Source organism: Mesorhizobium loti, from assembly GCF_003148495.1.
Classification (GTDB): Bacteria; Pseudomonadota; Alphaproteobacteria; order Rhizobiales; family Rhizobiaceae; genus Mesorhizobium; species Mesorhizobium loti.
In genome coordinates, this window is record NZ_QGGH01000002.1 from 657,470 (window position 1) to 669,607 (window position 12,138).

Below are 12,138 nucleotides of genomic sequence, written 5' to 3' on the forward strand. Positions count from 1 at the left end.
GTCAGCGGCTCCGCGTTGCGCCCTTGAACAGGCGAAAATTCAGCCAGATGGCAACGAGGATGATTGTGCCGGTAACGATCGGTGTCAGGAAGGGCGACATATGCGCGAGGATCAGGCCGTTGCCGATGACCGCGACGGTCAACGCGCCGAGCACGGTGCCGATGATCGTGCCGCGCCCGCCGAACAGGCTGGTGCCGCCAAGCACTACGGCGGCGATGACATCGAGCTCGAAACCCTGGCCGGAATTCGACGAGCCAGAACCGAGCCGGGCGGCAAGAATAATGCCGGCCACCGCCGCCGCCATGCCCGACAGGACATAGACAAAGAGCGTCATGAAGCGTGTATCGACGCCGGCGCGGCGCACGGCCTCGGTGTTGGCCCCGATGCCGGTCACATAGCGGCCGAACGGCGTCTGGTTGAAGGCGAGATAGGCGACGATCAGGACGACAAGGGCGAGCAGGGCGGGTACCGGCACACCGAGAAACCAGGCCCTGCCGATGTTGACGAAGAAGCTGGTGGGCTCGACCGGGATCGAATAGCCCCCGGTGATCAGCAGCGCCACGCCGCGGATCACGGAGAGACCGGCAAGCGTAACGATGAAGGCCGGTATCCGTTCATAGGCGATGAAGAAGCCCTGCAAGGCGCCGATCGCCGCGCCGAGCGCCAGCATGGCCAGGACGACGAGCGGCCACGGCAGGCCGGCCTGCAGCAAGACGGCCGACAGGGTCGCCGTCAGCGCCAGCACGGAACCGACCGAGAGATCGATGCCGCCGGTGGTGATGACGAAGGTCATCGCAGCCGCAACGATCAGCAGCGGCGCCGACTGGCGCACGATGTTGAGCAGATTGGGCGTCGTCAGGAAGGAACCGGTGACCAGGGAGAAGACCACGCAGACGACGATGAAGAACAGCGCGATGGAGACGGCGCTGCCATTGGCTATCGCCACATCCTTCCATGTGCTGTTGTGGACGCGTTTGGGCGGCGAGGCGCCAACGCCGGCGGAGGTGACGTTCATGGCTGTATCCCCTCGTCGCGGCTGGCGCGTGCCGAACGCGCGGTGAATTTCCGGCCGACGATCAGGTTGACGACCTCCTCGATGCTGGTGTCGCCGATGTTGCGCTCGGCGACATTGCGGCCCTCATACATGACCTGGATGCGGTCGCAGACAAGGAACAGATCCTGCAGCCGGTGGGTGATGAGGATGACGCTGACACCACGGGCGCTGACGGCGCGGATGAGTTCCAGGACCGCCTCGACTTCCGCTACCGCAAGGGCGGCCGTCGGCTCGTCCATGATCAGCACCGACGGATCGAAGGAGGCGGCGCGGCCGATGGCAATCGACTGGCGCTGGCCGCCGGAGAGGTTTTCGACCTTGAGCCTGGTGTCGGCAATGACGATGCCGAGCCGGTCGAGCATCTCACGCGTCTGGTCATGCATGCGTCTGTTATCGAGAAAGGGGACGCCGAGCACGTGGCGGCGCGGCTCGCGGCCGAGGAAGAGATTGCCCGCCACGTCCACCGTGTCGCAGAGCGAAAGGTCCTGGTAGACCATTTCCACACGCGCGGCACGGGCATCGGCCGGTGAGGAGAACGAAACGGCTTTGCCGTCGATCTCTATGGTGCCGGAATCCGGAATGACCGCACCGGACAGAACCTTGCTCAGGGTGGATTTGCCGGCGCCATTGTCGCCGACCAGACCGAGCACATCGCCGGGTTTCAGGTTCAGCGAGACATCGTCCAGCGTCTGGATAGGGCCGTACCGTTTGGAAATACCGGTCATCCTGACGCGGTAGGTCTCGCCATCGCTCATCATGGTTCCAATTCTCTGGGCGCGACATGGTCAATCGGTCGCCGGGCCGCGCAGGTGACCATCAGGTCATTGCGCAGCCCGGCGGTCTGGGGAGGATCTTACTTGAACATGTCCTTGAACTGGCCGACATTTTCCTTGGTCACGATGGTGATCGGAACATTGATGATCGGATCGATCTTCTCGCCCTTCTTGAGCTTGCCGAAGGCTTCGATAGCGGCCTTGCCTTCACCGGCCGGGTCCTGCTGGACGACGGCGATCACCCAGCCCTCTTCGAGACCTTGCACAGCCGACTTGGTCAGGTCCCAGCCGAACACCTTGACGTCGCCGGTGCGACCCTGGCTGGTGACGGCGGAAGCCGCGCCGAGCAGAGCCGGCTCGCCGGTCGCATAAAGCGTCGTCATGTCGGCATTGGCGGTCATCAGGTTTTCGGAAGCCGACAGGGCTACGTCCTGGACGTTTTGACCATCGACCGTGTCGAGGAAGGTGACCTTCTGGCCGCTGTCGGTAACAGCCTTCTTGAAGCCGTCGAGGCGCTGGTTCTGGATGAACGAATTGAGCGCGCCGACGACGCCGATCTTGGCAGTGCCGTTCAATTTGGTCTTGACGTATTCGGCGTAGAATTTGCCGATATCCTCGCCGGCCTTGGTGTTGTCGACGCCGACGAAGGCGACGTTGTCGCCATCGGGAATCTGCGCGTCGATCGCGATGACCGGAATGCCGGCGGCCTTGGTCGCGGTGATCGCCGGCTTCACACCGTTGACGTCGATGGCGACGAGAATGATGCCGTCGACCTTCTGGGTGATGTAGTTCTCGATCGCGTCGTTCTGCGCGCTCGGCACATTGTTGGCGTTGAAGATGACGAGGTCGACGCCGGCAGCCTTTGCAGCGGCGGTGGCACCGTCATTGATCTGGTTGAAGAACAGCGCCTGCTGGTTGATGGTGACGAGTGCATAGGTTTCGGCCATGGCGGAGGCGGAGCCAAGCGCGAGGGTCATGGCGACGGCTGCGACGCAGCCTGAAAGGATCTTGGTAAGACGCATTCCGGTTCCCCTTGGTTTTGCGAAAGGCCCTTGATCGGGCTCACATGGCGCCTGAGCGCACAGCCATAATTCAAGATACTTGATTCCTTGTCAAGTGACTTGAATTAGCATCAACGAAGGGAACGGGGATCGCCAGATCAGAATGTCGCCGGCGTGTTCACCCAGAAAATGCTGGCGCGTACGTCGCCGACATTGCGGTACCAGTGCGGCAGCTCGGAGTTGAAAACGAAGGAGTCGCCCACGGACAGGCGAAACGTCTTTTCACCGACCATCAGCTCGATGGCGCCTTCCAGGAGATAGCCGACTTCCTCGCCGGCATGCTGGATCGGGCCAGCACTTTCACCGCCCGCCTCGATATGATGGATGTTGCACTGCAGGAGATGGCCTGGCGAATAGGGGATGACCCGCTCCAGCGAAATGCCTTCGCCGCGCCGAAGCGGATCGAGCGCGATCAACGGCCGCGCTCCCGCCCGAAAGACGATGCCTTCCTCGCCATCGGACTCCTCGAACATCCAGCCGATGTTGGTGCCGAGCACCTCGACAAGCCGGTGAAGCATGGGAAGCGAGGGCGAGACCTTGCCGTTCTCGACCTTGGACAGCAGGCTTTCGGAGCAATTGGCGGCAGCGGCGAGCGCCTTCAAGGTCAGGCCACGTGTCTGCCGGGAGAGCTTCAACCTTGTGCCGAGCCGCAAGAGGCTGGTGGCGGTCGAGCGCTCGTCGCCGCCCTTGCTGTTGTGGGTATCGATCTTATTCATTGGGGGACGCGAACATCTCCGCTGGTTGGGCTGACTCGTAAAACCGATCCAGGGCGTTGTCCATCCTCATGAAAGTCGGACAACGCGTCGGCTCGGAACCACGGACCCGTCTAGCGCAGGCACCGCGCCCGCCGTTTCGATACCTGCAAGAGTAGCAGTCCCTTACGCCGGTTCGCGCTTCAATGCCTGCGCCATGCAGTGGATGCCGCCGCCGGTCTTCGAAATCTCGCTCATGTCGACGGCCGCGACCTCGAAACCGCGCGCCTTGAGCTGGCCGATCAGCGTCTGGCTGGAGGTCGGCGCGATCACCCGGTCCTTGCCCAGCGACATGAAGTTGCAGCCGAGGGCCATCGTATCCTGGAACGGCACGTCGATGATCTCGTGGCCCTTGCCCTTCAGCCAGTCGACGATGCCGGGTTCGGCGCAGGCGAGGCAGACAGCGGTCAGTTTCTCGGCGATCGGCACCACCATCAGGTCGATATGGACATAGTATTCGTCGATGAAGGCGATGCGGGTTTCCCAGCCTTCCTTGTCGAACCAGGCCTGCACCTGGCGGGCGCCTTCTTCCTGCGTGCGGGCGCCGCCGCAGCCGATCAGCACGACGCCGTCCTCGATGACGTTGAAATCGCCGCCCTCGAACGTACCCGCCGTGACCATGTCGTAGATCGGGATGCCGAGTTTTTCATAGGTGCGGATCGCGGCGTAGTTCTCGCCGCGCCGCCACCAATTGGCCATTGCGGTGATGAAGGCGCCGTAGGGCGTCATGACGCTGGAATCGCGGGAATAGACTTGCATCGGCAATTCCGGTGTCGGCTCGTGCCAGTGGATGTTGACGCCGAAATGCTCGTAGGCGGCGACGAGGTCCTTGTGCTGCGCCTGCGCGATCTGGACGTTGCAGGGCGCCTCGCGCAGATGCTTCCGCGACAGCGAACTGGTCGACAGATGGCGCAGGAAATTGGGTGAGCCGAGCAGGACGTCGGTCAGGACGTCGGTCTCGTTGGCGAAGCCCCAGGCGGTCAGCGGCTTGGTGCCGCCGGCCGGGTTGCGGCGCTGCAGCGAAAACGGTTCTGCAACTATGCGGTCATGGACGGTCATTGGGTTCTCCTCGTGATCAGATCAGCGGTCATTTGGCTTGGGGAATGCTCGGTATCCACCAATCGCGTCCGCGCGGGGTGGTGACATATTCAGGCCAGCGGAAATGGATCGGCGGCTCGTAGTCACAGAGCGGCGCGATCCAGTTCGAGCCGCCGATTCCGCCTCCGGTGCGGGCGACGAATTCATTCATCGCCGCATCGCGGGCGGTCTGGTCTTCCAGCAGGCGAAGGGCGGCGAGTGCGATCGTGCGGGAGGCGCAGGCCACCATCGGGTCGATGGTGGCGGGAATACCGCCCAACGCATTCATTACCCATGACGGATAGGGGTAGCCGGTTTCCGAACGCAGCGCCGGGCGGGCGACATAGAAGCGCGCCGTCGGCGTATGCCAGCTCATGTCGGTGTAATCGTCGGAGGTCGAATTGACCTGCGAGGGCGGCAGATCGCGGCGCAGGATCGCTTCCGCCGCCTGCGGCTCGATCAGGCGCTCCAGCTCTTCGATGAACGGCTCGTCGCTCGCCATGCGCCCCGCATTGACCTGTATTTCGCGCGCGACTGCCTTGGCGTCCTCGTCCCAGCGCGGCGGCCCGACGGCCGACAGTGCTCCATAGGCGATTTCGGCCATGGCATGGTTGGCAAGTCCCGGCCGTGACTTCGACACCCAATGCCGCTCGGTGCGGCAACCACTCATCGCTGCCGCCGCCTCGGCATTGCGGTCGAGCACGGCGGTGACCTGCTCGGCCATAGCAAGCGTCGGCACGCGGATCATGTACTGGATCTCGGCCAGCTCCGCCGGCAGGTTGTCGGCGGTCGCCTGGCCGGCCGTCAGGATCGCCTCGCTGATTGACCAGCCGCCCTGGTGCGGCAGCATGGAATCGCGCAGAGCCTTGGAGGCCATGTACATCATCAACAGTGCGTCGTTGGCACCGGGCGCGCGCGCCGCCGAATGCGCTTGCGGAATGGGTGCTGCACCCGCCGCCCGCGCCCAGCGCTCCGGTTGGTCGCAGATGAAGCGATAGATCATCGCGTAAGCCGCGCCGCAATGCGTGTCCCAGCGCGCCGTATTGCAGAGCGGCAGCATGTAGAAGGGATGGAAGGAGATCATACCGGCAAGGCCGTCATAATAGCCCTTGGCGGCATGGATCGGCTTTGACCCACGCACCTTTTCCGCCGGCTCGCCGGTGAAGCGCAGTGTGCCTGATATGCCGTGGTGCTGCATCGCCGCCTTGGTCGCCAGCAGCCCGCCGAGGCTTGAAATGCCCAGCCCGGAATGCGGGTCGGTATGACCACCGGCATGTTCGGAGAGGCCTGGGCGCGGGCGCTCGACCGTAACCGCATCCTGGCAATTGCCCGGCACCGCGTCGTACTCGGCGTACATGCCGATGGTCGGGCCGGGGCCGTTGGTCCAATGCGCGCAGAAGGCGGTCGGCATGCCGCCGGACCCTTCCTCGACGGAAAAGCCTTCGCGCTTCAGCCGCTCAACATACCAGGCGGCGGATTGATACTCGCGCCACGCCGTCTCGCCGAAATCGAAGATGGTGCGTGTCCACGCGGACAGCAACGGCTGGATGCCGTCGAGACAGGCAAGGGCGGTTGCTTGCGCCGAGGTGGCCACCGGGTTCTCCATGGCATGAGAAGAAAGCAGTGAAGCGGTTCGCCAAAAAGTGATATGTTTTCCCGGCTCATGCAAATTCGGTTCACCTGAGGCTCCTTGCGCATACCATCGACACAAGCGCTGCGCGCGCTCGACAGCTTCGCCCGCCACGGCAGCGTCTGGCGCGCCGCCGACGAGTTGCACCTGACCCGCAGCGCCGTCAGCCACCAGCTTCGCCTGCTGGAGCGCGACCTCGGCTTCGACCTGCTCGAACGCATCGGCAAGGGCGTGGCGCTGACGCCGCGCGGCCAGCGCTACGCCAGCGATGTCCGCAAGGCATTGACCGTGCTGGGCGATGCGGTGACGCGCGATGCCGGCACCGGCGTCGGCGGCTCGTTCGCCGTCAGTTGCACGCCCGGCTTCGCCTCGTTGTTCCTGTGTACCCATATCGGCGAGTTCCGGCAGATGTACCCCGATGTCGCGCTGCGCATCCTGACGCCACGCCGGCTCGACGATGTCAGCAATGCCGAGGCCGATGCCTTCATTGCGTTTGGTGTCGGCAATTGGCCGAACCGGGCGGTCGAACCGCTCTGCGAAATCTCGTTCACACCGCTTTGCAGCCCGACGCTGCTGAACAAGGTCGGTGGCTTTTCGAGACCGTCGGACGTGCTGCGCGCCAATCTGCTGCATCTCGATGACACCGAGGATTGGGCGCGCTGGCTTGCCCTGTCCAAGGTGGAAAACCCCGACACGGAGGGTGGCATCTTCTTTTCCGACATGAACCTGGTCTTTTCGGCGGCGATTGCCGGCCAGGGCATCGCCATGGGCGACGAGTTGACCAGCCGTCGGGCGCTGAGCGAAGGCCGGCTGGTTAGGCCGTTCGACATCGCGATCAAGTCGCCGCGCTCCTATTTCCTGGTCTCCGAACACGCCAAGGCTTCGCATCCGGTGCTGGAAGCGTTCGCGGGATGGCTGAGGTCGAAGCTATCGGAGAACCGCATTCTGCCGTATTGAGGGCATAGCGGGCCAGTCCGCCATAGATGAATCAAATTTGCCGATCACGCGAAAACTATTCGGTTGCGGTGAGCCGGCACCCTGCCTACGATTTCGATAAGCGTTAGGGAAAGGGCAGTATGCAGCAACCCGGCCGTGCCGCAGAGATCAAGGCAATCGGGATCGGCAAGAGCTTCGGCTCGTTCCGTGCGCTGGACAATCTGTCGCTCGACATCGGCCGTGGCGAGTTCCTGACCCTGCTCGGGCCGTCCGGTTCGGGCAAGACCACCTTCCTGATGATCCTTGCCGGTTTCGTGCAGCCGACTGAGGGCAAGCTGTTCAGCGACGGCGTCGACATTACCGACCGGCCGGCCGAGCAACGCGCCGCCGGTATGGTCTTCCAGGGCTACGCGCTGTTTCCGCATATGAGCGTCGAAGCCAACATCGCCTTCCCACTTAAGGTGCGCAAGAAATCGGCGGCCGACATCAAGCGCCGGGTCGGCGAGATGATCGAGCGCGTCGGCCTCAAGGGCCACGAGAAAAAACTGCCGGCGCAGCTGTCAGGCGGCCAGCAGCAGCGCGTGGCGCTGGCGCGCGCGCTGGTGTTCGAGCCGGGCGTGCTGTTGCTCGATGAGCCGTTTTCCGCGCTCGACAAGGGCCTGCGCGGCCAGATGCAGGCCGAGATGAAGCGGCTGCACCAGGAGACTGGCACCACCTTCGTCTTCGTCACCCACGACCAGAGCGAGGCGCTGGCGCTGTCGTCGCGCGTCGCCATCTTCAATCACGGCAAACTGCTGCAGGTCGGAGCGCCCGACGAGGTCTACGACCGGCCGGACAACCGCTTCGTCGCCGAGTTCCTCGGCGAGATCAACATGCTGCCGCTGAAGGGCGTGCGCCCGTCCGGCAATGGCTCGACCGGCCTCTGCGAAGACCGCACGATCAGCATGGGCTGCAAGGCCGAACTGGTGCGCGGCGATGCAATCCTGGCGATCCGGCCCGAATACATGTCGATATCGGGCGAGGCGGCAGACGGCGAGAACGGCATTGCCGCGACCGCGACAAACTCCACCTATCTCGGCGCGGCGACGCGGCTTGACCTGACGACGCGGCAAGGCGCCAAGGTCACGGTCTCGGTGCCCAACGAGGTAGCGGCCGCAGCGCTCAGCAAGGGCAATTCCGTCTGGCTCACCTGGCCGGCGGAAAAGGGTTTCCTCCTTCCGCGTGGAGGACAATGACCAACGGTGCGGCGAGACACGCGCACCACCGTTTTCCAGTATTATCAACGACAAAAAAGGGGAACTGACATGACACATAATACTAAAAAACAAGCCATCGAGAGCCTGTCCGTCAGGGCAGGTCGCGGCGAGATCTCGCGCCGGCAGTTCACGCAGCTGGCGGCGCTCGTGCTGGCCGGCACGCCGATGCTGCTGCGCTCGACCGGTGCCTTTGCCGCTGCCAAGGAACTGGTGCTGGTCAACTGGGGCGGTGACGCCATCACCGCCTATGATGCGGCCTATGGCCAAGCCTTCACCAAGGACACCGGCATCACCGTCAAGATGGACGGTTCGGGCCCGACCGAAGGCGCCATCGCCGCGCAGTTCAAGAGCGGCGCGCCGACCTGGGACCTCGTCGACGTCGACCCATTCTCAGCCATCACGCTCGGCGCCCAAGGGGCGCTCGAGCCGATCGACTATGCGATCGTCGACAAGAAGAAGATGCGCGAGGGCTTTGGCTGGGAATACGCTGCCTCGACCTATTTCTTCTCCTATGTCATCGCCTATGATTCCGAGAAGTACGGCAAGGACGCGCCGACCGGTATGGCCGATTTCTTCGACGTGAAGAAATTCCCCGGCAAGCGCTCTCTCTACAAATGGGGCGTGTCGAGCTGGGAGGCCGCCCTGCTGGCCGACGGCATCGCGCCGGCTTCGCTCTACCCGCTCGATCTCAAGCGCGCGCATGACAAGATCGCCGCCTTCAAGGAAAACGTCGTTGCCTATTGGGGTGGCGGCGCCGAGAGCCAGAGCGTGCTGCTCAATGGCGAGGCCTCTATGGCGATCGTCTGGTCGACCCGCGCTTCGCTGATCGAGCAGGACTCGGGCGGCAAGATCAAGTTCATCTGGGACCAGGGCCTGATCTCGCCCGGCGCGCTCGCCGTGCTCAAGAATAACCCCGGCGGCAAGGATGCGGCGATGAAGTTCATCGCCAGCGCCCAGGATCCGCAAAAGCAGCTGGTCATGTTCGACAAGCTCGGCCAGGGTCCTGCAAACCCGGCCGCCGACGCGCTGATCCCCGCCGACAAGAAGCGCATCAACCCGGTCGACCCCGAGAACATGAAGAAACAGATCGCGCTCGACATGGACTGGTACGCCAAGAATTACGGGCCGGCGCTCGACGAATACACCAAGATCATCTCGGCCTGACCACCACGGCCGGGATAATCTGGTTCAAATGAGATCCTATCTCTCCGACAGGATGGGCGCGGCGCTGTTGATGGCGCCGCTGCTCCTGTTTCTCGTCGTGGCCTATGCTTGGCCGTTCCTCGGCGTCGTCAAATGGAGCTTTACGCTGCCGACGCCCGGGCTCGGACAGTATGAGGCGCTGCTCACCGACGATCTGGTACAGTCGGTGTTCATCCGCACGCTGCGCATCGCGGCGGTCGTCACCGTAGTTTCGGTGGCCGCTGCATACGCCATCACCGTCGTCTGGGTGCGTGGAACTCCTGCACAGCGCCTGATCGCCGAGTTCTGCATTCTCGTTCCCTTCTGGATTTCCGTGCTGACCCGTGCCTTCGGCTGGGTGGCGCTGTTGTCCAACCGCGGCTTGATCAACACCTGGCTGCAGGCGATCGGCTTCACTTCCGAACCGCTGGCGCTGGTGCGCAACGAATTCGGCGTCATCGTCGGCATGACGCATTTCCTCATTCCTTTCGCCGTCTTCCCGCTGGCATCGGCCATGCGCAGCCTCGACGATCGCGTGCTCTTGGCCGCGCGCGGGCTCGGCTCCAGCCGCATGCGCACCTTTTGGACCGTGTTCGTGCCGATGACGCGCTCCGGCATCATCGGCGCGGCGATGATCGTGTTCGTCTTCTCACTCGGCTTCTTCGTCACGCCGGCGATCCTCGGCGGCGGCCGCAGCGTCATGATCGCCGAGCTGATCTATCTCAGGATCTTCCAGAGCCCGGACTGGGGTCTGGGGGCGGCGATCAGCGTCGTGCTGGTGCTGTTCGTCGGCGCGCTGATGGCATTGCTGTTCCGCTATGTCAGACCGAAGCAGTTGATCTGATGCCGACCTATCGCCCCGGTCCCGTCTCGCTGATCATCGCTGCCTTCGTAGCGTTGTTCCTACTGATGCCGCTGCTTGCCGTCATCCCGGTATCGCTGACGCCGAGCCGCATGCTGGCGATGCCGTCGGGCGAACTGTCGCTGCGCCACTACCGGGCGCTGATCGAGGATCCACGCTGGCTCCAATCGATCCTGCTCAGCATCCGCATCGGAATCGTCAGCAGCGCCTTTTCAACCGTGCTCGCACTGTGTTTCAGCCTTGGCGTGTGGATGTTTCAACCGCGCTTCACCGCGGCCCTGGTCGGCTTCGTGCTGCTGCCGATGGTGGTGCCGCCGGTGGTCTCGGCTATCACGCTCTACTTTCTGCTGACCTCGATCTCGGGGTTCAGCTCTTTTTTCGGCTACGACACTTGGCTGGGTGTCGCTATGGCGCATGCGGTGATGACGGTGCCTTTTGCCACGGTGCTGATCCTGGTCTCGCTCAGCCAACTCGACCGGCGCATCGACCTTGCCGCGCGCGGTCTTGGCGCCACGGTGTGGGAGCGCGCCACCCGCGTCATCATGCCCAACATCAAGTTCGGCATCATCACCGCAGCACTGCTCTCCTTCGTCCTGTCCTGGGAAGAAATCGGCGTCACCCTGTTCATCACCTCGGTCAACGCCATCACGCTGCCCAGGCTGATGTGGATGGGCCTGCGCGACAACATCGACCCGGCGATCGCTGCCCTGTCGGTGATCCTGATCATCATCACCGTGCTGGTGCTGGCGGTGCGCAGTTTCGTGGCCAGGCAGCGCGGCGGGCACTAGGCGAAACCGCCCAACCGTAACGGGTCCATTCATACGGAAATCCGCGACAGTCCTAACCGCTATGTGAAGGACGTTACGGAAGGTCTGCGGCCGGCACACTATCCAGCGCCATGGAAAACCTGCCGCTGGTGACGTTTGCCTTCATATCGGTGCTCGGAATGGCGGTTCCGGGGCCGGATGTCGTGCTCGCCATCACCAACGGGTCACGCTACGGGATCAGGCACGCCTTCTTTGGCATGGCCGGTGTGGTGCTCTCGGACATCGTCCTAATCTGCATGGTGGCGCTTGGCTTCGGAGCGCTTCTGGTGGCTTCGGAATTCTACCTTTCAGCTGTCAGGATGGTCGGCGCCTTCTATCTGCTTTTCATCGCTATCGGCGCGCTTCGCAGCTCCACCGGATCCCGCCATGCGTTCGATCCAGGCTTTCCCGACAAGGCTCACTCGACCAAGGCTCTCATGGTTCGCTGTTTCGTGGTGGCGGTTACAAACCCGGAGGCATGGCTGTTCTTTCCCGCCGTCCTGCCGCCCTTTGTCGACAGCAACGAGCCGATCGCGATGCAATACGCGGTCCTGGCAATCATCATCGCAGCGGCGGACGTTTTCGTCCTGATGCTTTATGCCACGCTTGGATCACGGGCGGCGAGGCTTCTGGCCGGCCCGAACGCAGTGTGGATCGACCGGCTCTATGGTATCGCACTGCTTGGTCTTTCAAGCGTTCTGATCCTGCAATCCCTTGGGCATCTCTGAAGCACGTTGCGGTCAGGCAGC

12 protein-coding genes are annotated in these 12,138 nt (G+C 63.4%); 6 read left to right on the forward strand and 6 right to left on the reverse strand.

Features of this window, described 5'->3' with window-relative positions:
- Window position 1: 1 nt before the first annotated feature.
- The 6 genes from C8D77_RS11630 to C8D77_RS11655 all read right to left on the reverse strand — a co-directional run bounded on the left by C8D77_RS11630 (window position 2) and on the right by C8D77_RS11655 (window position 6,323).
- On the reverse strand, window positions 2-1,015 hold the full coding sequence (locus C8D77_RS11630) for an ABC transporter permease (protein WP_109662537.1): 1,014 nt from the start codon (window positions 1,013-1,015) through the stop codon (window positions 2-4).
- Window positions 1,012-1,812, reverse strand: coding sequence for an ATP-binding cassette domain-containing protein (locus C8D77_RS11635; protein WP_425453717.1), 801 nt, complete (start codon window positions 1,810-1,812; stop codon window positions 1,012-1,014). Before C8D77_RS11635 ends, C8D77_RS11630 begins: the two co-directional genes overlap by 4 nt.
- Before the next feature lie 95 nt (window positions 1,813-1,907).
- Window positions 1,908-2,849: an ABC transporter substrate-binding protein gene (locus C8D77_RS11640; RefSeq protein WP_109662539.1), complete on the reverse strand. Its 942-nt coding sequence runs from the start codon at window positions 2,847-2,849 to the stop codon at window positions 1,908-1,910.
- A 137-nt stretch (window positions 2,850-2,986) separates the two neighbouring features.
- The gene (locus C8D77_RS11645) at window positions 2,987-3,604 is read right to left on the reverse strand and encodes a cupin domain-containing protein (protein ID WP_109662541.1); all 618 of its coding nucleotides are present in this window, start codon (window positions 3,602-3,604) and stop codon (window positions 2,987-2,989) included.
- 162 nt (window positions 3,605-3,766) lie between these two features.
- The gene (locus tag C8D77_RS11650) at window positions 3,767-4,699 is read right to left on the reverse strand and encodes a dimethylarginine dimethylaminohydrolase family protein (RefSeq protein WP_109662543.1); all 933 of its coding nucleotides are present in this window, start codon (window positions 4,697-4,699) and stop codon (window positions 3,767-3,769) included.
- A gap of 28 nt (window positions 4,700-4,727) precedes the next feature.
- Complete coding sequence (locus tag C8D77_RS11655; RefSeq protein ID WP_170136723.1) at window positions 4,728-6,323, reverse strand: zinc-binding metallopeptidase family protein; 1,596 nt, start codon at window positions 6,321-6,323, stop codon at window positions 4,728-4,730.
- An 84-nt stretch (window positions 6,324-6,407) separates the two neighbouring features.
- On the opposite strand from C8D77_RS11655, the gene C8D77_RS11660 reads away from it, so the two are divergent.
- From C8D77_RS11660 to C8D77_RS11685, 6 genes are all read left to right on the forward strand, one after another.
- On the forward strand, window positions 6,408-7,304 hold the full coding sequence (locus C8D77_RS11660) for a LysR substrate-binding domain-containing protein (protein ID WP_109662545.1): 897 nt from the start codon (window positions 6,408-6,410) through the stop codon (window positions 7,302-7,304).
- Between the two features lie 119 nt (window positions 7,305-7,423).
- Window positions 7,424-8,518, forward strand: coding sequence for an ABC transporter ATP-binding protein (locus tag C8D77_RS11665; RefSeq protein ID WP_109662547.1), 1,095 nt, complete (start codon window positions 7,424-7,426; stop codon window positions 8,516-8,518).
- Between the two features lie 69 nt (window positions 8,519-8,587).
- Complete coding sequence (locus C8D77_RS11670) at window positions 8,588-9,703, forward strand: ABC transporter substrate-binding protein (protein ID WP_109662550.1); 1,116 nt, start codon at window positions 8,588-8,590, stop codon at window positions 9,701-9,703.
- 28 nt (window positions 9,704-9,731) lie between these two features.
- Window positions 9,732-10,565, forward strand: coding sequence for an ABC transporter permease (locus tag C8D77_RS11675; RefSeq protein WP_109662552.1), 834 nt, complete (start codon window positions 9,732-9,734; stop codon window positions 10,563-10,565).
- On the forward strand, window positions 10,565-11,371 hold the full coding sequence (locus tag C8D77_RS11680; protein WP_109662555.1) for an ABC transporter permease: 807 nt from the start codon (window positions 10,565-10,567) through the stop codon (window positions 11,369-11,371). Before C8D77_RS11675 ends, C8D77_RS11680 begins: the two co-directional genes overlap by 1 nt.
- A gap of 110 nt (window positions 11,372-11,481) precedes the next feature.
- Window positions 11,482-12,117 carry a LysE family translocator gene (locus C8D77_RS11685; protein ID WP_109662558.1) on the forward strand — a complete coding sequence of 212 codons (636 nt, stop codon included), beginning with the start codon at window positions 11,482-11,484 and terminating at the stop codon, window positions 12,115-12,117.
- Window positions 12,118-12,138 lie beyond the last annotated feature (21 nt).